Origin of the sequence: Bacillus sp. TH17 (genome assembly GCF_016651125.1) — a bacterium.
Lineage (GTDB): Bacteria > Bacillota > Bacilli > Bacillales > Bacillaceae_G > Bacillus_A > Bacillus_A mycoides.
Genome location: NZ_JAEKEN010000001.1, coordinates 5100230 through 5121329, shown reverse-complemented (window position 1 = coordinate 5121329; position 21100 = coordinate 5100230). Strand labels below are relative to the sequence as shown.

Below are 21100 nucleotides of genomic sequence, written 5' to 3'. Positions count from 1 at the left end.
CCCTATTGTTTTTGACTTTCTAACCATTTTGTTTCAGCTTCAGCTAAACGAAGATAGCTAGGAACAAACGTATGCACGTCTTGTTCTTCTTTTTGTAATCCTAAAAATGCTAATTCACTTGGTCTTGGGTTATTCTTAGTGAACGGAGCAAATACAGCTTGATCACCTAAATATTCTACAATTGTTTCTTTATGCAATTTAACATCGTTACCAATAAATAAAACAGGCCGTTCTTTATCTTTTAACATTTGCAACCAGTCAACAATAAGAATAATTCGGTCTTCTTCTATTGAAGTTATACGCTCTCCTTCATATGTATATAACCCCGTGTAAATTTGACCACGTCGGCCATCAAATAAAGGACAAATTAGTCCATTAAAATTAGTACCATTTGCAGCCACCACTTCCAAACTTGATACACCTACAATTGGTATTTGAAGTGACCAAGCTAATGTTTTTGCCGCTGTCACACCTATACGAACACCTGTATATGATCCCGGTCCAGCTGCTACAACAATTTTAGTCAATTCTTTCGGTTTTACACCACATTCTTTTAACAGTTTCTCTACAGCTGGCATAAGACGTACAGAATGGTTTTTTGTTAAATTTGTAATGATTTCCCCAATCACGTTCCCTTCCTCAATAAGGGATACACCCATTACGTAATTTGAAGTATCAATTGCTAGTACTTTCATCTTGTAATAGCTCCTCACATAATCTAATATAGCGATCTCCAATTGGCTCAAGTACAATTTTTCTTGTATCATCTCCAGCATGGAATAAACTAATTTGCAACTTCTCATTCGGTAAATATGCTTCTATTAAATGAGCCCATTCTACTACTGTGATCCCTTCACCATAGAAATACTCATCAAATCCTAAATCTTCTTCACTTTCCGCTAAACGATACACATCCATATGATATAGCGGTAATCTTCCTTTATATTCTTTAATAATATTGAAGGTAGGACTATTTACGACTCTTTTCACTCCAAGACCTTTTGCTAGTCCTTTCGTAAAAGTCGTTTTGCCAGCTCCAAGATCACCTTCTAAAATAATTACATCTTTTTCTTTTACAAGTCTCCCTAATTTTTCTGATAATCGCTGGGTTTCTTCGGAAGATTTTGTTGTCATTTCATATTTACTCACAGACTTCACCTACTTTACTCACAATGTTCTCTGCTCTTTATTATACAGGTTTTAAATATATAAAAAAGTCCTTAGGAGTTTTCCTAAGGATAGTTTGACTGTCTTTATTAGTTTTTTGTTAAAACAAATAAAAAAATACGAAACAACTTGTTTCGTTCTTTTCTTTATATAAAATGGCGGTCCCGACCGGGGTCGAACCGGCGATCTCCTGCGTGACAGGCAGGCATGTTAACCACTACACCACGGGACCATTTGGTTGCGGGGACAGGATTTGAACCTGCGACCTTCGGGTTATGAGCCCGACGAGCTACCGTACTGCTCCACCCCGCGATGATATAAATAGCCTGGCAACGTCCTACTCTCACAGGGACAAGGTCCCAACTACCATCGGCGCTAGAGAGCTTAACTTCCGTGTTCGGTATGGGAACGGGTGTGACCTCTCTGCCATCATTACCAGACTATATTCATTTAAGACAAGAATCATCATAACTCATTCGACATTTAAAGTCAATAAGTTTTTTATATTCTCTCAAAACTAGATAACATTAGCTTCATATTATATGGTTAAGTCCTCGATCTATTAGTATTCGTCAGCTCCACATGTCACCATGCTTCCACCTCGAACCTATCAACCTGATCATCTTTCAGGGATCTTACTAGCTTACGCTATGGGAAATCTCATCTTGAGGGGGGCTTCATGCTTAGATGCTTTCAGCACTTATCCCTTCCGCACATAGCTACCCAGCTATGCCCTTGGCAGAACAACTGGTACACCAGCGGTGCGTCCATCCCGGTCCTCTCGTACTAAGGACAGCTCCTCTCAAATTTCCTGCGCCCACGACGGATAGGGACCGAACTGTCTCACGACGTTCTGAACCCAGCTCGCGTACCGCTTTAATGGGCGAACAGCCCAACCCTTGGGACCGACTACAGCCCCAGGATGCGATGAGCCGACATCGAGGTGCCAAACCTCCCCGTCGATGTGGACTCTTGGGGGAGATAAGCCTGTTATCCCCGGGGTAGCTTTTATCCGTTGAGCGATGGCCCTTCCATGCGGAACCACCGGATCACTAAGCCCGACTTTCGTCCCTGCTCGACTTGTAGGTCTCGCAGTCAAGCTCCCTTATGCCTTTGCACTCTACGAATGATTTCCAACCATTCTGAGGGAACCTTTGGGCGCCTCCGTTACACTTTAGGAGGCGACCGCCCCAGTCAAACTGCCCACCTGACACTGTCTCCCGGGTCGATAAGACCCGTAGGTTAGAATTTCAATACAGTCAGGGCGGTATCCCACCAGCGCCTCCACCGAAGCTAGCGCTCCGGTTTCAATGGCTCCCGCCTATCCTGTACAAACTGTACCAAAATTCAATATCAGGCTACAGTAAAGCTCCACGGGGTCTTTCCGTCCTGTCGCGGGTAACCTGCATCTTCACAGGTACTATAATTTCACCGAGTCTCTGGTTGAGACAGTGCCCAAATCGTTACACCTTTCGTGCGGGTCGGAACTTACCCGACAAGGAATTTCGCTACCTTAGGACCGTTATAGTTACGGCCGCCGTTTACTGGGGCTTCAGTTCAGAGCTTCGCTTACGCTAACCCCTCTCCTTAACCTTCCAGCACCGGGCAGGTGTCAGCCCCTATACTTCGCCTTACGGCTTCGCAGAGACCTGTGTTTTTGCTAAACAGTCGCTTGGGCCTATTCACTGCGGCTTTCCGTTAAGAAAGCACCCCTTCTCCCGAAGTTACGGGGTCATTTTGCCGAGTTCCTTAACCAGAGTTCTCTCGCACACCTTAGGATTCTCTCCTCGCCTACCTGTGTCGGTTTGCGGTACAGGCACCTTTTATCTCGCTAGAAGCTTTTCTTGGCAGCGGGGAATCAAAGACTTCGCTCCATAAGGAGCTTCCCCATCACAGCTCAGCCTTCACGATAAGCGGATTTGCCTACTTATCAGCCTAACTGCTTGGACGTGCACAACCAATCGCACGCTTCTTCTATCCTTCTGCGTCCCTCCATTGCTCAAACGATAAAGAGGTGGTACAGGAATATCAACCTGTTGTCCATCGCCTACGCCTGTCGGCCTCGGCTTAGGTCCTGACTAACCCTGAGCGGACGAGCCTTCCTCAGGAAACCTTAGGCATTCGGTGGACGGGATTCTCACCCGTCTTTCGCTACTCATACCGGCATTCTCACTTCTAAGCGCTCCACCAGTCCTTCCGGTCTGACTTCACTGCACTTAGAACGCTCCCCTACCACTGATACCATTGGTATCAATTCGCAGCTTCGGTGGTGTATTTAGCCCCGGTACATTTTCGGCGCAGAGTCACTCGACTAGTGAGCTATTACGCACTCTTTAAATGGTGGCTGCTTCTGAGCCAACATCCTAGTTGTCTAAGCAACTCCACATCCTTTTCCACTTAATACACACTTTGGGACCTTAGCTGGCGATCTGGGCTGTTTCCCTCTTGACTACGGATCTTATCACTCGCAGTCTGACTCCTAAGGATAAGTCATTGGCATTCGGAGTTTGACTGAATTCGGTAATCCGATGAGGACCCCTAGTTCAATCAGTGCTCTACCTCCAAGACTCTTACACTTAAGGCTAGCCCTAAAGCTATTTCGGGGAGAACCAGCTATCTCCAGGTTCGATTGGAATTTCTCCGCTACCCACACCTCATCCCCGCACTTTTCAACGTGCGTGGGTTCGGGCCTCCATTCAGTGTTACCTGAACTTCACCCTGGACATGGGTAGATCACCTGGTTTCGGGTCTACGACCACGTACTAAACGCCCTATTCAGACTCGCTTTCGCTGCGGCTCCGTCTCTTCAACTTAACCTCGCACGGGATCGTAACTCGCCGGTTCATTCTACAAAAGGCACGCCATCACCCATTAACGGGCTCTGACTATTTGTAGGCACACGGTTTCAGGATCTCTTTCACTCCCCTTCCGGGGTGCTTTTCACCTTTCCCTCACGGTACTGGTTCACTATCGATCACTAGGGAGTATTTAGCCTTGGGAGATGGTCCTCCCAGATTCCGACGGAATTTCACGTGTTCCGCCGTACTCAGGATACATTCAAGAGAGAACGAAGTTTCGACTACGGGGTTATTACCCTCTGTGACGGACCTTTCCAGGTCGCTTCGTCTACCTCGTTCCTTTGTAACTCCGTATAGAATGTCCTACAACCCCAAGAGGCAAGCCTCTTGGTTTGGGCTAGATTCCGTTTCGCTCGCCGCTACTCAGGAAATCGCATTTGCTTTCTCTTCCTCCAGGTACTTAGATGTTTCAGTTCCCTGGGTCTGTCTTCCATACCCTATGTATTCAGGTAAGGATACCATACCATTACGTATAGTGGGTTTCCCCATTCGGAAATCTTCGGATCAAAGCTTACTTACAGCTCCCCGAAGCATATCGGCGTTAGTCCCGTCCTTCATCGACTCCTAGTGTCAAGGCATCCACCGTGCGCCCTTTCTAACTTAACCAAACTAAAATTAAAAAAATATGAGCTACACTGTTATCTAGTTTTCAAAGAACATACATTTAAACTTGAGAGATAGTTCTCTCAAAACTGAACGAAACAAAACAAGTCAACGTTTATTGATGAACTGCGTTCATCAATTCTCCATAGAAAGGAGGTGATCCAGCCGCACCTTCCGATACGGCTACCTTGTTACGACTTCACCCCAATCATCTGTCCCACCTTAGGCGGCTGGCTCCATAAAGGTTACCCCACCGACTTCGGGTGTTACAAACTCTCGTGGTGTGACGGGCGGTGTGTACAAGGCCCGGGAACGTATTCACCGCGGCATGCTGATCCGCGATTACTAGCGATTCCAGCTTCATGTAGGCGAGTTGCAGCCTACAATCCGAACTGAGAACGGTTTTATGAGATTAGCTCCACCTCGCGGTCTTGCAGCTCTTTGTACCGTCCATTGTAGCACGTGTGTAGCCCAGGTCATAAGGGGCATGATGATTTGACGTCATCCCCACCTTCCTCCGGTTTGTCACCGGCAGTCACCTTAGAGTGCCCAACTTAATGATGGCAACTAAGATCAAGGGTTGCGCTCGTTGCGGGACTTAACCCAACATCTCACGACACGAGCTGACGACAACCATGCACCACCTGTCACTCTGCTCCCGAAGGAGAAGCTCTATCTCTAGAGTTTTCAGAGGATGTCAAGACCTGGTAAGGTTCTTCGCGTTGCTTCGAATTAAACCACATGCTCCACCGCTTGTGCGGGCCCCCGTCAATTCCTTTGAGTTTCAGCCTTGCGGCCGTACTCCCCAGGCGGAGTGCTTAATGCGTTAACTTCAGCACTAAAGGGCGGAAACCCTCTAACACTTAGCACTCATCGTTTACGGCGTGGACTACCAGGGTATCTAATCCTGTTTGCTCCCCACGCTTTCGCGCCTCAGTGTCAGTTACAGACCAGAAAGTCGCCTTCGCCACTGGTGTTCCTCCATATCTCTACGCATTTCACCGCTACACATGGAATTCCACTTTCCTCTTCTGCACTCAAGTCTCCCAGTTTCCAATGACCCTCCACGGTTGAGCCGTGGGCTTTCACATCAGACTTAAGAAACCACCTGCGCGCGCTTTACGCCCAATAATTCCGGATAACGCTTGCCACCTACGTATTACCGCGGCTGCTGGCACGTAGTTAGCCGTGGCTTTCTGGTTAGGTACCGTCAAGGTGCCAGCTTATTCAACTAGCACTTGTTCTTCCCTAACAACAGAGTTTTACGACCCGAAAGCCTTCATCACTCACGCGGCGTTGCTCCGTCAGACTTTCGTCCATTGCGGAAGATTCCCTACTGCTGCCTCCCGTAGGAGTCTGGGCCGTGTCTCAGTCCCAGTGTGGCCGATCACCCTCTCAGGTCGGCTACGCATCGTCGCCTTGGTGAGCCGTTACCTCACCAACTAGCTAATGCGACGCGGGTCCATCCATAAGTGACAGCCGAAGCCGCCTTTCAATTTCGAACTATGCAGTTCAAAATATTATCCGGTATTAGCCCCGGTTTCCCGGAGTTATCCCAGTCTTATGGGTAGGTTACCCACGTGTTACTCACCCGTCCGCCGCTAACTTCATAAGAGCAAGCTCTTAATCCATTCGCTCGACTTGCATGTATTAGGCACGCCGCCAGCGTTCATCCTGAGCCAGGATCAAACTCTCCAATAAAGTTAGTTTGTCTAGCATCTAAAAATAAAAATTGACGTTCACGTTGTTTGTTTCGTTCAGTTTTCAAAGAACTAAAAGCGGGTGAAGAGAATCGAACTCTCGACCAGAGCTTGGAAGGCTCTTGTTTTACCACTAAACTACACCCGCGTGGTCGGGAAGACAGGATTTGAACCTGCGACCCCCTGGTCCCAAACCAGGTGCTCTACCAAGCTGAGCCACTTCCCGTTATGGCGCGCCCGAGAGGAGTCGAACCCCTAACCTCTTGATCCGTAGTCAAACGCTCTATCCAATTGAGCTACGGGCGCTTATTCATGATGTTTTTTCGTCGTTGTATTTTGGCGACTCAATTATCTTACCATACTACATTTTCAAATGCAAGTACTTTTTAAAAGATTTTTTGATGCGGCCGAGAGGACTTGAACCTCCACGGGGTTTCCCCCACTAGGCCCTCAACCTAGCGCGTCTGCCGTTCCGCCACGACCGCGCGGAAAAAACAAAAGTGAGCCATGAAGGATTCGAACCTTCGACCCTCTGATTAAAAGTCAGATGCTCTACCAACTGAGCTAATGGCTCGTAAATGGCTGGGCTAGCTGGATTCGAACCAGCGCATGACGGAGTCAAAGTCCGTTGCCTTACCGCTTGGCTATAGCCCATCGAAATAGTTATCTTCTTTTCAAAGACAAATGTTATTTTACCATAATGTCCAATAAAAAACAACTGCTATATAGCAGAAGTTAAAATGGCGGTCCCGACCGGGGTCGAACCGGCGATCTCCTGCGTGACAGGCAGGCATGTTAACCACTACACCACGGGACCATTTGGTTGCGGGGACAGGATTTGAACCTGCGACCTTCGGGTTATGAGCCCGACGAGCTACCGTACTGCTCCACCCCGCGATAATATTATTTATATAATTTATATGGTGGAGGATGACGGGATCGAACCGCCGACCCCCTGCTTGTAAGGCAGGTGCTCTCCCAGCTGAGCTAATCCTCCGAAGTGGTGACCCGTACGGGATTCGAACCCGTGTTACCGCCGTGAAAGGGCGGTGTCTTAACCACTTGACCAACGGGCCAATATGTATGGCAGAGAAGAAGGGATTCGAACCCTCGCACCGCGTTAGCGATCTACTCCCTTAGCAGGGGAGCCCCTTGAGCCACTTGGGTACTTCTCTGTATGGCTCCGCAGGTAGGACTCGAACCTACGACCGATCGGTTAACAGCCGATAGCTCTACCACTGAGCTACTGCGGAATAATGAAGACAATTTGTATCTTATAAAAATTCTCATCGTAAGTCAAGAAGTTTTTTCACAACATCTTGCGCAAACGTGACATGTTTATAATATACTGGATTGCGTTTTCACTGTCAAGATGTTTTCACTACCAGTTTTAGTTGTCCTTTACACTTTCCACATACATATCTTTGTGTATTTATTTGACGTCTTCTTACATATTGAAAAGAACACCCCATACATTCATACATAGAAACTCTCGTTTCCTCCTCACTAATCATTCGTTTACAAAAACGTGGTGCACCTACTTTCTTTAATAACTCACGAAAATCTCTATCTCGATGCTTATACCCTTTTCCTGTGATATGTAAGTGATAATGACAAAGTTCATGTTTAACAATCCCGACTAACTCTTCTTTTCCATATACTTCGTAATATCGATAATTCAATTCTATATTATGATTCTTCAATAGATAACGCCCACCAGTTGTACGTAACCTACTATTAAACATCGCTTTATGTAAAAACGGCATTCCAAAGCATTGTAACGATACCTCTTCCACTAACCGCTGAATTTCTTGCTCATCCATTCTCATTCCTCCTAAACTAAAAAATATTTCCACACTTTTCTCCCTTCTTATACATATAGTAAATAGTACATATACCCATCCTCATTCAAGAAGCGTGATTTCTAAAAATGCAGCATCGCTAGAAATCCACTCACCAACCTCTCATCAAAGTTACTTTAGCTAAAAGGAGCTACTTTTTTTGAGAGCAGGATTAAACAAGGAGGGATTCCTATGCCCACGTGGCTAAAGAAACAAATGCAACGTGCATATTTTGAGAAAAACCGGTATCAAATCAAGTTACTAAATGAATGCTGGTTTTATTATAGTAAAATACATCAAAGCTCATAATCAATTAAACTGAACTGCACCCCAATTGTTAGACACAGTCTAACAATTGGAGGTGCAGTTTTTCTATGGCTAAATTTACAGCTGATGAAAAAATACAAATCGTTCTACGTTATTTGAACGGAAATGAAAGTTATCGAGAAATGGGTAGAGCGATCGGTATAAGTGGCACAATCATTTTGAATTGGGTAAACCAATATAAGCAGAATGGTGTGGAAGCTTTTCTAAAACGATGTACAAATTACACACAACAATTTAAACTAGACGTACTAAACTTTATGATTGAAAACGGTATGTCCTTATTTGAGACGGCAGCTATCTTTAACATTCCTGCCCCTTCAACGATTTCTGTTTGGAAAAAACAACTCGAAACACAAGGAATTGATGCCCTTCAATCTAAAAAAAAGGGGCGTCCATCCATGAAAAAAGAGTCAAATAAACAAGTAAAACAAGCTTTAGCTGAAGGGTCAGTCGAAGCACTTGAAGCACGTATTAAACAGCTTGAAATGGAAAATGAGTACTTAAAAAAGTTGAATGCCTTAGTTCAAAACAAGGAAAAGTCACTAAACAAGACAAAGCGCAAGTAGTCTATGAATTAAGGCATAAATATTCGGTGAAGGCACTCGTCGAGTTAGCTACTATTCCACGAAGCACGTATTATGATTTAGTAAAGAAAATGAATCGCCCAGATGTAGATGCCGATTTGAAAGCTGAGATTAAAGTGATTTATGAGGAGAATGAAGGTCGTTATGGCTACCGTCGCATTCGTGATGAGTTAGCGAATCGTGGTCAGAAAGTGAATCATAAAAAGGTGCAACGTATTATGAAAGAGCTTGGATTAAAGTGTGTTGTGCGTATGAAGAAATATAAATCCTACAAAGGGAAAGTCGGTAAAATTGCACCCAATATTTTAGAGCGTAATTTTTATGCAGATGCACCGAATCAAAAATGGGTAACAGACATCACAGAGTTTAAATTATTTGGAGAAAAACTGTATGTATCACCTGTATTAGACTTGTATAATGGTGAGATTATTACCTATACAATTGGTTCTAGACCGGCGTATTCACTTGTTTCAGAGATGTTAGAGAAAGCATTAGAACGTTTACCTGAAAACCACCAGCTACTGATGCATTCGGATCAAGGATGGCATTATCAAATGAGACAGTACGTCCGTACACTTGAATCAAGAGCTATCGTACAGAGTATGTCTCGAAAAGGAAACTGTTACGACAACGCAGTAATAGAGAATTTCTTTGGGATTATGAAGTCGGAGTTCCTCTATATAAAAGAATTTGAATGCATAGAGCATTTTAAAATAGAATTAGAAAAATATATAGATTATTATAATAAGAAACGGATTAAGGCAAAATTAAAAATGAGCCCGGTACAATACCGGACTCATTTGGATCAAGTAGCCTAATGAAATAACCGTGTCTAACTTTTAGGGGTCACTTCATTTCATCTGCTCTCTTTTCTTACTATTCAATCGGTAACATTGATAATGCAACACGACCTTTTTTCGTATCAATATCATCTACCCATACCTTTACAATTTGTCCCACGGATACAATATCTAATGGATGCTTTACAAATTGTTTGCTTAGTTTAGAAATATGCACTAAACCATCTTGCTTCACACCAATATCAACAAAGGCACCGAAATCAACAACATTGCGGATCGTTCCCTCTAATTCCATACCACGCTTTAAATCTTCTAATTTTAAAATCCCCTTTTTCAAAAGTGGCTTTGGCAACTCATCCCTCATATCTCGCTCCGGGCTAATTAAAGCATCCATAATATCAACTAATGTCGGCTCACCAATCTCCGTCTCTTGAGATAATTTAGAAATATCTACTCCTTCGAAACTCTTTTGCAAGTTTGGTTTCCCCACATCATTCTTTGATAACCCTAAGCTCTTCAATAGCAATTCAACATTTTTATATTGTTCTGGATGAATCCCTGTGCGATCTAACGGATTCGCTCCTTCTAATATACGTAAAAACCCGATACATTGTTCATATGTTTTTGCACCTAAACGTGGGATTTTCTTTAATTCAGTACGCTTCGTGAATTTCCCATCTTCCTCACGCTTAGCTACAATATTTTTCGCAACTGTTTTTGATAACCCCGAAACATATTGCAACAATGCAACTGAAGCTGTATTTACATTAACACCAACTCGGTTAACTGCCGTCTCTACTACGAATGTTAATGATTCATTTAATCGCTTTTGAGATACATCATGTTGATATTGCCCCACTCCAACAGATTTAGGGTCAATTTTCACAAGCTCTGCAAGCGGATCTTGTAGACGTCTCCCAATTGAAACAGCACTTCTTTCTTCAACCTGTAAATTTGGAAACTCCTCGCGAGCTACATCAGATGCTGAGTACACACTAGCACCCGCTTCATTTACAATAATGTAAAATACATCTCGCTCTACATTTTGTAATACATCTACTATAAATTCTTCCGTTTCCCTCGAAGCTGTACCATTTCCAATCGCTATCATTTCAACTTCATATTTATCTATAATTGAAATAATTTTCGTTTTTGCATCCTCATATTTACGAGCAGGCGGATGCGGATAAATAACATCTATGTGAAGAACTTTTCCTGTATCATCTACTACAGCTAATTTACAACCGGTTCTATATGCTGGATCTACCGCTAACACAACTTTCCCTTTCATCGGAGGTTGTAATAATAAATTACGTAAATTCTCAGAGAAAATATGAATCGCTTGTTCTTCGGCCGTTTCCATTAATTCTTTACGAATTTCTCTTTCTATTGAAGGTTGAATTAATCGCTTATATCCATCTTCCATCGCTAATTGTACATAATGCGCACTTTTAGAAGCTTCATCAAGAATCATTTTTTTATGTAAAAACTGAAGAATTTCTTCAATTGGCGTGATAACAGAAACTCTTAATACGTCTTCCTTTTCACCACGATTCATAGCTAGTACACGATGCGGCACTACTTTTTGCAACGGTTCTTCATAGCCATAATACATTTCATATATATTCTTTTCATCTTTTTCTTTATCTTTTACAGATGAAGACATAATCCCTTTTCGGAAAGTAGTATTGCGAATCCAACTACGATATGCCGCATTATCCGAAACAAGTTCCGCAATAATATCTTGCGCACCTTGCAACGCATCTTCTGCAGACGCCACTTCCTTTTCTGCATTAACAAATTCCATAGCCTTCTCTGCTGGATTTTCTTTTTTATATAATAATAGCCACTCAGCTAACGGTTCTAATCCCTTTTCTTTAGCAATTGTAGCTTTCGTTCTTCTTTTTTCTTTATATGGACGATATAAGTCTTCTACTTCTTGAAGTTTTGTTGCAGCAACAATATGACAACGCAACTCTTCGGTTAGTTTACCCTTTTCACCAATAAGACGAAGAACCTCTTCTTTCCTATCTTCTAGTTGCATCATATATTGCCATCTTTCTAAGATTGCACGAATTTGCACCTCATCAAGAGACCCTGTCCATTCTTTTCGGTAACGAGCGATAAATGGAACTGTGTTACCTTCTTCTGTTAATTGAATAACATGACGAACTTGCTTTTCTGTAAAGCCTAATTCTTTCACTAACATTTTCATTAACCCTTGTCGATTATCTACCATTTCCATATCCAACCGTAACCTCCTCTATAATAAAAAAAGTTGCCCTGTAAAGAGAGCAACTTAAACTGCCGATTTAAAAATCTATTAGTCCTAAACTAATTTGTAACGCTTCATCTACACGACTCATCATCACTTCATCCAAATGAGTGATTTTGTCCGTTAAGCGTTGCTTATCGATTGTTCGAATCTGCTCAAGTAAAATAACAGAATCCCTCTCAAAACCGTACTTTTTCGCATCAATTTCCACATGAGTGGGTAATTTCGCTTTTTGAATCTGTGCAGTAATAGCCGCTACAATCACAGTCGGACTAAAACGATTTCCGATGTCATTTTGAATGACAAGAACCGGACGAACGCCTCCTTGCTCAGAACCAACAACTGGGGAAAGGTCTGCAAAATACACGTCGCCGCGTTTTACAATCAAAATATTACCCCCCGCTAACTAAGCGTTCTACTGTATGAGCTGCTTCATACTCTGCTAAGAAAGCTTCAGATGCAATACCAAGATTAATTTTTCCCATTTCAATGTACCCACGTCGCATTGATTCATGTTGGTAGCGTTTCTTCGTCTTATGTTGACGCAATAACAGTTGTGTTGCCTGGCAAATTAGTTCATGGCGATTCTTATTCTCTTGTTTTCCAATTCCGTCCAATTCCGTTACCATTTGCTTTGGTAACCGAACCACGATTTCAGTAGTTACACTTGATTCGGACACAAAAATACACCTCCACCGTCAACTACACACCCAAATATATATATGACACCTATTGTAATAATACCATTGTATGGAGCCTGTTGCAAAGACTTCCTTATTCCTTGCTTATGTTTTCCAATTCATAAATAAAACATTCATCTTCTTTTACTTTTTATCTCTTTCAAACAAGAAATAAAGCAATCCTTCAGTAATATTTCATTGCAACTTATATTAATAACAAGTATAAAAAGAAGCTCCCCAGCGAAAAAGAGCCTATTCTTTATTAGTGAAACTCCTCCAAATCACGAGATGCTGAGTAATAATACCTTCTTCTATATATCGTTCAAATAATTGATTACTTCTACAACTTTACCGTGTCGTATAAATATTCTCGGTACACGGAAGCTTATCGTTGCAATAATTTCATAATTAATAGTCCCGGAATATTCAGCAACCTCGGTAGCACTAATATACTCATCACCTTGTCTCCCAATGAGTGTAACTTTCGTACCAAGTGGCACTTCACAAGGAAGATGTATCATGAATTGATCCATTGTCACTCGCCCTACAATCGGTACTCTTTCACCGTTTACAAGTACCTTAAACCCTTGCAATCTTCTAAGCCAGCCATCTGCATACCCAATCGCAACTGTCGCAATCCATTCTTCGGTTCTCGTTCGGTATGTGACATTATAACTAATCCCATCCCCTTTAATCACTTGCTTAATATGAGCAACTTTCGTATGAAGTGACAACGCCGGTTCCAATTTAAACGGTAAAAAAGGACGTATTTCTACAGATGGGGATAGTCCATACATCGCAATACCAATTCGCACTGCATTAAATGTAATCCCTTGAAATCTTAACGTTGCAGCACTATTGGCTGTATGGACAAATTTAGGGTTCACTCCAAATTCTTTCAACCAACGTAACTGCTGCAAGAACGTATTATATTGCTTATCAAAGTAAGAAGTCTCAACCTCATCGGATGTTGCAAAATGTGTATATACTCCTTCTAACTCCAAAAATGGCGCGCCTTCTAAACTCTTTAAGAACCCCTTTAATTCTTTGCGTTCGCGTATTCCAATTCTCCCCATACCACTATCAAAATTAATATGGAATTTCATTATTGATGAACCATCCCAGAGCTTTATCGCGTCTTCTACCCATTCTTTTTGAAAAACAGTTAATGCTACATCATTTTCAGCAGCAACATTTACATCACGAGGAGGGGAAGGACCTAATACTAAAATCGGTGCAGTAATACCAGCCCTCCGAAGCACTAAAGCTTCATCTAAAAAAGCAACTGCTAATCTTGTTGCCCCTGCTTCTAATGCGGTTTTAGCCACTGGTACATAATCGTGCCCATATGCATTCGCTTTAACTACAGCAAAAATTTCTACATCACTTGGAATGAACTCTTTAATATGCGTAACATTGTTATAGATCGCATCTAAATCCACTTCCACCCACGTGTCACGGTAAAACGGTGCTTCTTCCATAAATACACTTCCTTATACACGATATGCGAAGCTTATTCTTTTATATGCTTCTTTTATGAAATCCACCTTCAAACTAAGAAAAGACGTGGTGCACATATATCACCACGTCTAAGAAGTTTACTTCACCTGCTTCGCTGTAACCGAACGAGCAACCATCAACAACTCATTCGGCTCTAAACCTTTAGACACGAGCATATATTCTACTCCGTTATGTGACCACGTTACAGAGTCTTTCGTCAATGCACCAATCGTGAAACCAAGATCAACCGGCTCTCCACTTACACTTACCGCCGATGAGGCCTCTGCAACTTTTGACTTTTCTTGTATTAAAGTAAAGGATTTCTTACCTCCAGTGTATGTGAGTATTGCACGCTTGCCACTGTCTGTCTTCAACTCTTCTTCCTCTTTCAAAGTCATACCTTGCGGTGTATCACGTGGATACAAAATAGCAAACGGTTTGTCTTCTTTCGCTGCCGTCTGAACATCCACTTGTGCTCTAGACATATTTTGTTTCGTATCAAATGCACCTTTATCAAACTTTGCATCAAACTTTACTTTAGTGAAATCTACTTTTACAAGGACATTTTGATCATTATCCATCAGTTTCACAGAAACTGGTGTTAAATCACTTTTATTCAGCTTAATTTCTTGTTTCGGTAACATATTTTGATGTTGATAATTTGTTTTTGTTTTAAACACATAATACTTATCCGTTTTCTCGAAAGAGAGATTTTTCTTATCTTGCAAAATATCTCTTACAAGTGATTCATATAAATAAGCCTGGCTACTATTTTGCGGCCAATCACTTTGAAAACGGAAACTCTTATTAAGTGCCGGTGTTAATACAAATACACCTTCATCATTCCTTAAAATAATTTGACTCTGATCCTTTTTCGCATTCTGCAAATTCACACGATAATACGAAGGTTCTTTATGCCAAATTTCTACATTGTACTCTTGAGGTTCATTTCCTGTTTTAATAGATAATTTCGCTTCAGCTTGATAACTCTTCATACTTTTAACTTTCGTTTCTAAATCTCTCACAACATCTTCCTGTTTCTTTTCCATACAACCCGCCAACACAAAAACGGTCAATAAACCGACAAGAACTAAAAACAGACGCCTTTTCATCACTTCAGCCCCTTTGCCCCTATAAATGAATGGAAGATATGCCTTCCTTATCGCTACCTCAAATATATGAGACAAAGATATAAAATATGCAGACTAGCGTGACGAGCTTTCCAAAACAACTTGAGCAACGGCAAATTCTTTACTATGACTAATTGATAAATGAACAATATGCTCTGTATTTGTAATGATAATCGGCTTACCTCTATCATCATTCCTTACTTCAATATCTAAAAAACTCACTTCTTTCCCGATACCGGTCCCTACCGCTTTAGAATACGCCTCTTTTGCTGCAAATCTTCCAGCTACAAATTCTGTAAGACGACTTCCTTTCAGCCCCTCGGCAACACCACGTTCTCTTTCAGTTAAAATACGTTCCATAAATTTAAGCTTTCCATCTAGCATTTTTTCAATTCGATTTAACTCAATAATATCGATTCCAATCCCTACAATCATTTCAAAATCCCCTTCTTCTATTTAGCTTTCTTCATTCATATTGTAAGAATAACAGGAATCTTTCTGATGCAAAAGGAGTGATACTAACAACATGCTAATACCATCCACTCGCATTTCCTTACAACCGATTATCATTTCTTTACTTCTTATACAATTAGTCATGATTATATTGAGCGACTTTTCCCTCTTTCACCTGGCAGCCTACAATGAATATATCGCTAAAGGAGAATGGTGGCGTGTCATAACTTCCTTACTTGTACACGTAGACTTACAACATTTCCTTTCTAATAGTATTTGTTTATTCGTATTTGGTTCTTCCATCGAAAAACAACTAGGACACTTTTCTTTCATCATTATTTTTTTCCTTTCTGGCATTCTCGGGAATATTTCTTCTTATATTATTATGCCTCTTGAATATATTCACGCCGGAGCATCTGGTGGTATTTTCGGATTACTAGGCGCCCAATTATTTTTATTGTATAGTCGATATCGTTCTTCAAAACCAAGAGACATCGCTATTTTTTCAATAATGATACTTATATTACTACTATTTACTTTCTTTAATCCCTCTGCCAATCCTATAAGCCATTTAACAGGACTGATCATCGGCGGCATGTGCACCCCTTTTTTAATAAAGTGAAACTTTAATCAGTGGGGGGTTCCATCCCCCACTGATTATTAGTTGAACCAATCGGGCTTTTACGGGCAGTTGATCTCCCACCTAACTCCCTCGCATTCGCCGAATTTTGAGGCGGGAGTCTTACTGCCCGTTAATGCGGGACAAAAAAAAACGATGGCGCAGAGCTTATTTAATATAGAAGCTCGCACCATCGATAATTTCCACATCTGTTTGTTTACTTAACTCTCTCATTAGTTGAAATAAAGACTCGTCCTTTTTCTTCGCCTCAATCATACAATCAATTCGCGGAACACTCCCCTTTATCTTTTTCAAAAAAGATAAGAAAGTATCTACATCAATAAAATCTGCATGTGCTCTCGGGTTTTTTCCATCTCTAGGACTGGAGATGTGCATTTTAACCGGTAACAAAGACGATTCCCACGTATGTACAACACGCGCCCAATCTTCATGCCAATCTTCCTGGTCATTATTCATCATATGATGGTGCAAATCAAACACGACTGGAATGTCTAATTTCTCACCTAAATACAATGTTTCTTCTAAAGAAAAGGTCGTGTCATCATTTTCTAATATAATCATCTCTTGAATACCTCTTGGAACAGTTGACCAATTTTCTATAAAGCGTTCTAATGCAAGCTCCTTATCTTTATAACCTCCTCCCACATGTAATACACATCGTTGCTTATGTTCAATTCCCATACCCTTTAACAATTTTTTGTGCATCTGCAATGTCTTTACAGATTGTTTGAGAACACTCTCCTCAGGTGAATTTAGTACAACAAAGTGATCTGGATGGAAGTCAATTCGCATATTCATACGAATTGCATATTCACCTAATTCTTTCAGATTTTCTTTTAACGGACGAATATAGTTCCAATCTAACAACTCCTCATGATTCGCTAAAGGAATAAGCTTGGAACTAAGTCGAAAGAAAGATATATCATGCCCTTTATTATGTTTTAATAACCGTAAGCAATTTTCCAAATTCGAATTAGCGATTCTTTCAAGTTTACGAATCGCAGCCTCTCGATCATCAATCCGCTGAAACTGTGCATACGTCATCGTTTGAGATGGAGAAGCATTCTTCAAATGTACACTCATCGCAACATACCCAAGTCTTACAAGCATATAGCACCTCATTTCTATACGAGTTACTATGTAGTATGCACAATTACAGAAATAAAAAAAGAGAATGCCAGCAAAGGGCATTCTCTTTTTTATTAAGCTTGTGGACGGCTATGATGTTTTCTTTCGCCGCGTCCATTTGAAGATCCAGGGCGACCTTCACCTTTACGACCACGGTTGCCATCACGGCTACCAGCATCACGGCTACCGCCATCACGATTACGATCACGGTTACGACCATCGCCACTTCCGCTTCCACGTCCATCACGATTGCGATCACGGTTACGACCATCGCCACCGCCGCGTCCATCACGACTACGATTACGATCACGGTTACCATCACGGTATCCACTTCCGTTACCACCGCGTTTTTTAGAACCGCCACCGCCACCTCTTGAAACAACTGGTGGTTCTGATGTTAAAGCGATCGGAGTTGTATCCGGCTCTTTTGTCATCATTTTCAAAGCAGCAGCTACTACTGTTACAGAATCATTCTCTTCTAACATTTCTTCTGCAATACGCTTGTAGTATGATAAGTTATCATTTTCAATTGTGCTTTGAAGTTTTTCAGCGATTAAACGTTGTTGACCTTCTAACGCCTCGTCAAGTGTCGGTGCGTCCATACGATCAACTTTACGTTTTGTTGTACGCTCGATATTTTTTAATTGTCCTGATTCACGTGGTGTTACAAATAACATTGCAATACCTTTTTTACCAGCACGGCCAGTACGACCGATACGGTGAACGTATGATTCTGGATCTTGTGGGATATCGAAGTTGTATACGTGTGTTACGCCTGAAATATCAAGACCACGTGCAGCAACGTCTGTTGCAACAAGAACTTCAATAGTACCTTCTTTAAATTTACGTAATACAGACATACGCTTCGCTTGTGTTAAGTCACCGTGAATACCTTCTGCTGCATAACCACGTAAGTTTAATGCTTCTGATAATTCATCAACACGACGCTTTGTACGACCGAATATGATTGCAAGCTCTGGAGATTGAATATCTAGTAAGCGTGTTAACACGTCAAACTTTTTCTTTTCTTGCACTTCTAAATAGAACTGCTGAATGTTTGGCATTGTTACTTCTTTTGCTTTTACTTTAATGTGTTGAGGCTCAGTCATGAAACGCTCAGCAATACGACGGATTGGATCTGGCATTGTCGCTGAGAATAATAATGTTTGATGTGTTTCTGGCACATCTGTTAAAATCGCTTCAATATCTTCAATGAAGCCCATGTTTAACATTTCATCCGCTTCGTCAAGAACAACAGTCTCTACGTTTTGTAAGCGAAGTGTTTTACGGTTGATATGATCTAAAATACGACCCGGCGTACCTACAATAATGTGTGGGTGTTTTTTTAGAGCACGAATTTGGCGGTTAATATCTTGACCACCATAAATTGGTAGAATACGAACACGTTTATGTTTACCAATTTTGTATAGCTCTTCTCCAACTTGAATTGCTAATTCACGCGTTGGCGCGATAACAATACCTTGAACTGCTTCTTTATTTGTATCCACTTTATCTAATAGTGGTAATCCGAATGCTGCTGTTTTCCCTGTACCTGTTTGCGCTTGCCCAATAATATCCTTACCTTGCAATGCATGTGGAATTGTTTCAGCTTGAATCGGCGTAGCCTCTTCAAAGCCCATACTTTCAACAGATTGTAGTAAAGACTCACTTAATCCTAGTTCTCGAAATGTTGTCAATGTTACTTCTCCTTTTCTATCCTATACTTATCATTTAAAAAAAGGCGTTTTCCGAACTTGCGGAAAAGCCATTTTCCTGAATACTTACGTATATAACCGGGCGTATATTCTTCACGAAAATACTTCTAAACGTTATTACACTTTATCAATTATAAGTTTTGTAGGTGTAAAAAGCAAACCCCAACTGTTACCTTATTTCATATTCAGAGCTTTTTTCTTTACTTTTATTTTTTTATCGTTTACTGTAAGCGCTTATTATAAGTTTCCACTATTTTCGTGGCTATCATCCCTATTTATATACACCAATTATTTCAACATCGTAATTACTTCTTCTAATTTCATGCCGCGAGATGCTTTTACTAATACAACATCTTTCGTACCGACTACTGCTTGCAACTCTTTTATTAACTCTTCTTTACTATCATACGCTTTTACACGGTCTTTAGGGAAATTAATTTTTGCACCTTCAGCAATTTGAGCCCCTAATTTACCATATGTGAATACATATGAAATTTTTGCTGGATCAATTAATTTACCTACTTCATAATGAAATTGCACTTCTTGATTTCCAAGTTCTAACATATCACCAAGCACAACAATTTTTTTAGCAAATCCATCTAAACCATTCATTAGGTGGAACGCAGCTTCCATAGCTGTTGGACTAGCATTATAAGCATCATTGATAATTGTTAAACCACTATCTGTTTTTACAATTTCCATACGCATACCTGTCATTTGAAGTGTTACTAAACCTTGTTTCATTTCTTCCCACGTTACACCAAAATGTTTTGCAATTGCCATTGAAGCAAGCGTATTATATACATTATGCTTTCCTAGTACTGGCAAATAGAATGACAAAGTTTCATCCCTGTTCATCTTAAAGTGTGTCCCAGTAGCCTGCAATGTTACAGTAGTTGGATAGTAATCATTTGCTCTCGCATCACCAAATGTAACTTTTTCAGCTGCTAAATTCATTTCTGGAACACGATTCGTTAATAGCGGCTCATCTCCATTATATACGAACACGCCACCCTTTTGTAAACCTGTAACAATTTCTAACTTCGCTTCAGCAATCGCCTCACGAGAGCCTAAATCCATTAAGTGCGCCTCACCAATGTTCGTAATAATAGCTGCATTAGGACGAGCTAACTTAGATAGAAATTCAATTTCTCCTCGGCTTGACATGCCCATTTCTAATACAGCTACTTCTGTATTTTCCTCTAAATTTAAAATAGTAAGAGGTAAACCGATGTGGTTGTTGAAATTACCTTCTGTTTTTTGAACTTTAAATTTAGTCCCAAGAATACTTGTTACAATATCTTTCGTAGATGTTTTACCATTACTACCCGTTACGCCAATAACTTTTACATCCAATTGATCACGATAGTTTTTCGCTAACATTTGCAATGCTGCTAGTGTATCTTCTACAAAAATAACCGGAAGATTTTCAGGTGGGTTTTCTACATCTTTCATCCATAATGTAGCAATCGCCCCATTTTCAACAGCTTTGTCTACAAAAGCATGTCCATCGAAACGTTCACCTTGAATTGGAACATATAAATTTCCATTTTCAATTTTCCTCGTATCAATAGACACTCCTTGTATAGTAATTCCCTCATACTGCTCTGCTAATCCAGTACCATTTATCATCTGCTCTACTTGTTTTAACGTTCGGTTTATCATGAAAACACTCCTTACATAGAGGAAGCACTATTCC

Annotated in this window: 15 protein-coding genes, 14 tRNA genes and 3 rRNA genes; 3 read left to right on the top strand and 29 right to left on the bottom strand. The window is 41.1% G+C overall.

The features are described from left to right. Positions 1 to 2: 2 nt before the first annotated feature. From tsaB to JFT95_RS26385, 20 genes are all read right to left on the bottom strand, one after another. Positions 3 to 695 (bottom strand): tRNA (adenosine(37)-N6)-threonylcarbamoyltransferase complex dimerization subunit type 1 TsaB, encoded by a 693-nt coding sequence (gene tsaB / locus JFT95_RS26480; protein ID WP_060748956.1) that lies wholly within the window; start codon positions 693 to 695, stop codon positions 3 to 5. Continuing rightward, positions 676 to 1149 (bottom strand): tRNA (adenosine(37)-N6)-threonylcarbamoyltransferase complex ATPase subunit type 1 TsaE, encoded by a 474-nt coding sequence (gene tsaE, locus JFT95_RS26475; protein WP_113938562.1) that lies wholly within the window; start codon positions 1147 to 1149, stop codon positions 676 to 678. Before tsaE ends, tsaB begins: the two co-directional genes overlap by 20 nt. A gap of 174 nt (positions 1150 to 1323) precedes the next feature. Then, a tRNA-Asp gene (locus JFT95_RS26470) sits at positions 1324 to 1399 on the bottom strand. 3 nt (positions 1400 to 1402) lie between these two features. Further along, a tRNA-Met gene (locus JFT95_RS26465) sits at positions 1403 to 1479 on the bottom strand. Positions 1480 to 1491: 12 nt separating this feature from the next. After that, positions 1492 to 1607: ribosomal RNA gene (gene rrf, locus JFT95_RS26460) — 5S ribosomal RNA — on the bottom strand. A gap of 102 nt (positions 1608 to 1709) precedes the next feature. Further along, a 23S ribosomal RNA gene (locus JFT95_RS26455) occupies positions 1710 to 4631 on the bottom strand. A gap of 146 nt (positions 4632 to 4777) precedes the next feature. Beyond that, positions 4778 to 6329, bottom strand: a 16S ribosomal RNA gene (locus tag JFT95_RS26450). The 16S, 23S and 5S rRNA genes sit together here with 14 tRNA genes alongside, the layout of an rRNA operon. A 76-nt stretch (positions 6330 to 6405) precedes the next feature. Next, positions 6406 to 6476 (bottom strand) — tRNA-Gly (locus JFT95_RS26445). A gap of 1 nt (position 6477) precedes the next feature. Next, positions 6478 to 6554, bottom strand: a tRNA-Pro gene (locus tag JFT95_RS26440). Between the two features lie 3 nt (positions 6555 to 6557). Continuing rightward, positions 6558 to 6634: transfer RNA gene (locus tag JFT95_RS26435), tRNA-Arg, on the bottom strand. A 96-nt stretch (positions 6635 to 6730) separates the two neighbouring features. After that, positions 6731 to 6813, bottom strand: a tRNA-Leu gene (locus tag JFT95_RS26430). Positions 6814 to 6829: 16 nt separating this feature from the next. Further along, positions 6830 to 6902, bottom strand: a tRNA-Lys gene (locus JFT95_RS26425). 5 nt (positions 6903 to 6907) lie between these two features. After that, positions 6908 to 6982 (bottom strand) — tRNA-Gln (locus JFT95_RS26420). Between the two features lie 87 nt (positions 6983 to 7069). Next, a tRNA-Asp gene (locus tag JFT95_RS26415) sits at positions 7070 to 7145 on the bottom strand. A 3-nt stretch (positions 7146 to 7148) separates the two neighbouring features. After that, positions 7149 to 7225: transfer RNA gene (locus JFT95_RS26410), tRNA-Met, on the bottom strand. 24 nt (positions 7226 to 7249) lie between these two features. Next, positions 7250 to 7325 (bottom strand) — tRNA-Val (locus JFT95_RS26405). Between the two features lie 4 nt (positions 7326 to 7329). Then, positions 7330 to 7404, bottom strand: a tRNA-Glu gene (locus tag JFT95_RS26400). Between the two features lie 8 nt (positions 7405 to 7412). After that, a tRNA-Ser gene (locus JFT95_RS26395) sits at positions 7413 to 7503 on the bottom strand. Positions 7504 to 7506: 3 nt separating this feature from the next. Then, positions 7507 to 7581: transfer RNA gene (locus JFT95_RS26390), tRNA-Asn, on the bottom strand. Between the two features lie 114 nt (positions 7582 to 7695). Then, entirely contained in the window at positions 7696 to 8151 is a 456-nt protein-coding gene (locus JFT95_RS26385; protein WP_016095131.1) for a SprT family protein, read from the bottom strand. Positions 8152 to 8361: 210 nt separating this feature from the next. Here JFT95_RS26385 and cmpA point away from each other — a divergent pair, with 210 nt between their 5' ends. Next, a complete protein-coding gene (gene cmpA, locus JFT95_RS26380) occupies positions 8362 to 8478 on the top strand; it encodes a cortex morphogenetic protein CmpA (protein WP_001143642.1) in 117 nt (38 codons plus the stop codon). A gap of 65 nt (positions 8479 to 8543) precedes the next feature. After that, positions 8544 to 9898 (top strand): IS3 family transposase gene (locus tag JFT95_RS26375; protein WP_157404958.1). Its coding sequence is split into 2 segments (ribosomal slippage): positions 8544 to 8997 and positions 8997 to 9898, totalling 1356 coding nucleotides; the frame shifts between segments, so codons are not numbered across the junction. 58 nt (positions 9899 to 9956) lie between these two features. Here JFT95_RS26375 and JFT95_RS26370 read toward each other — a convergent pair. The 6 genes from JFT95_RS26370 to acpS form a co-directional block, all read right to left on the bottom strand. Continuing rightward, on the bottom strand, positions 9957 to 12125 hold the full coding sequence (locus JFT95_RS26370; RefSeq protein ID WP_201053699.1) for a Tex family protein: 2169 nt from the start codon (positions 12123 to 12125) through the stop codon (positions 9957 to 9959). A gap of 67 nt (positions 12126 to 12192) precedes the next feature. Beyond that, complete coding sequence (gene ndoA, locus JFT95_RS26365) at positions 12193 to 12543, bottom strand: type II toxin-antitoxin system endoribonuclease NdoA (RefSeq protein ID WP_000635965.1); 351 nt, start codon at positions 12541 to 12543, stop codon at positions 12193 to 12195. Positions 12544 to 12547: 4 nt separating this feature from the next. Next, positions 12548 to 12835, bottom strand: a complete 288-nt coding sequence (locus JFT95_RS26360; RefSeq protein ID WP_000004570.1) for an antitoxin EndoAI — start codon at positions 12833 to 12835, stop codon at positions 12548 to 12550. A 311-nt stretch (positions 12836 to 13146) separates the two neighbouring features. Next, positions 13147 to 14316 carry an alanine racemase gene (alr, locus tag JFT95_RS26355; RefSeq protein WP_061675821.1) on the bottom strand — a complete coding sequence of 390 codons (1170 nt, stop codon included), beginning with the start codon at positions 14314 to 14316 and terminating at the stop codon, positions 13147 to 13149. Between the two features lie 117 nt (positions 14317 to 14433). After that, positions 14434 to 15384 (bottom strand): LolA family protein, encoded by a 951-nt coding sequence (locus JFT95_RS26350; RefSeq protein ID WP_201053698.1) that lies wholly within the window; start codon positions 15382 to 15384, stop codon positions 14434 to 14436. A gap of 156 nt (positions 15385 to 15540) precedes the next feature. Continuing rightward, entirely contained in the window at positions 15541 to 15900 is a 360-nt protein-coding gene (gene acpS / locus JFT95_RS26345; RefSeq protein WP_002009969.1) for a holo-ACP synthase, read from the bottom strand. Between the two features lie 91 nt (positions 15901 to 15991). Between acpS and JFT95_RS26340 the strand changes: the two genes are divergently transcribed. Beyond that, entirely contained in the window at positions 15992 to 16540 is a 549-nt protein-coding gene (locus JFT95_RS26340; protein WP_002139859.1) for a rhomboid family intramembrane serine protease, read from the top strand. Between the two features lie 165 nt (positions 16541 to 16705). Here the strand turns inward: JFT95_RS26340 and uvsE are convergent, their stop codons facing one another. The 3 genes from uvsE to murF all read right to left on the bottom strand — a co-directional run bounded on the left by uvsE (position 16706) and on the right by murF (position 21066). Continuing rightward, complete coding sequence (gene uvsE / locus JFT95_RS26335; protein ID WP_088038197.1) at positions 16706 to 17668, bottom strand: UV DNA damage repair endonuclease UvsE; 963 nt, start codon at positions 17666 to 17668, stop codon at positions 16706 to 16708. Between the two features lie 92 nt (positions 17669 to 17760). Next, on the bottom strand, positions 17761 to 19383 hold the full coding sequence (gene cshA, locus JFT95_RS26330; RefSeq protein WP_060751507.1) for a degradosome RNA helicase CshA: 1623 nt from the start codon (positions 19381 to 19383) through the stop codon (positions 17761 to 17763). A 306-nt stretch (positions 19384 to 19689) separates the two neighbouring features. Continuing rightward, complete coding sequence (gene murF, locus JFT95_RS26325; RefSeq protein ID WP_201053559.1) at positions 19690 to 21066, bottom strand: UDP-N-acetylmuramoyl-tripeptide--D-alanyl-D-alanine ligase; 1377 nt, start codon at positions 21064 to 21066, stop codon at positions 19690 to 19692. Positions 21067 to 21100 lie beyond the last annotated feature (34 nt).

What these genes read in the sequence shown, in the direction of transcription:
- JFT95_RS26370 (WP_201053699.1), bottom strand. Translation starts at nt 12,125, where the DNA reads ATGGAAATGGTAGATAATCGACAAGGGTTAATGAAAATGTTAGTGAAA.
- acpS (WP_002009969.1), bottom strand. Translation starts at nt 15,900, where the DNA reads ATGATTGTAGGGATTGGAATCGATATTATTGAGTTAAATCGAATTGAA.
- JFT95_RS26385 (WP_016095131.1), bottom strand. Translation starts at nt 8,151, where the DNA reads ATGGATGAGCAAGAAATTCAGCGGTTAGTGGAAGAGGTATCGTTACAA.
- murF (WP_201053559.1), bottom strand. Translation starts at nt 21,066, where the DNA reads ATGATAAACCGAACGTTAAAACAAGTAGAGCAGATGATAAATGGTACT.
- cmpA (WP_001143642.1), top strand. Translation starts at nt 8,362, where the DNA reads ATGCCCACGTGGCTAAAGAAACAAATGCAACGTGCATATTTTGAGAAA.
- JFT95_RS26340 (WP_002139859.1), top strand. Translation starts at nt 15,992, where the DNA reads ATGCTAATACCATCCACTCGCATTTCCTTACAACCGATTATCATTTCT.
- uvsE (WP_088038197.1), bottom strand. Translation starts at nt 17,668, where the DNA reads ATGCTTGTAAGACTTGGGTATGTTGCGATGAGTGTACATTTGAAGAAT.
- JFT95_RS26350 (WP_201053698.1), bottom strand. Translation starts at nt 15,384, where the DNA reads ATGGAAAAGAAACAGGAAGATGTTGTGAGAGATTTAGAAACGAAAGTT.
- alr (WP_061675821.1), bottom strand. Translation starts at nt 14,316, where the DNA reads ATGGAAGAAGCACCGTTTTACCGTGACACGTGGGTGGAAGTGGATTTA.
- tsaB (WP_060748956.1), bottom strand. Translation starts at nt 695, where the DNA reads ATGAAAGTACTAGCAATTGATACTTCAAATTACGTAATGGGTGTATCC.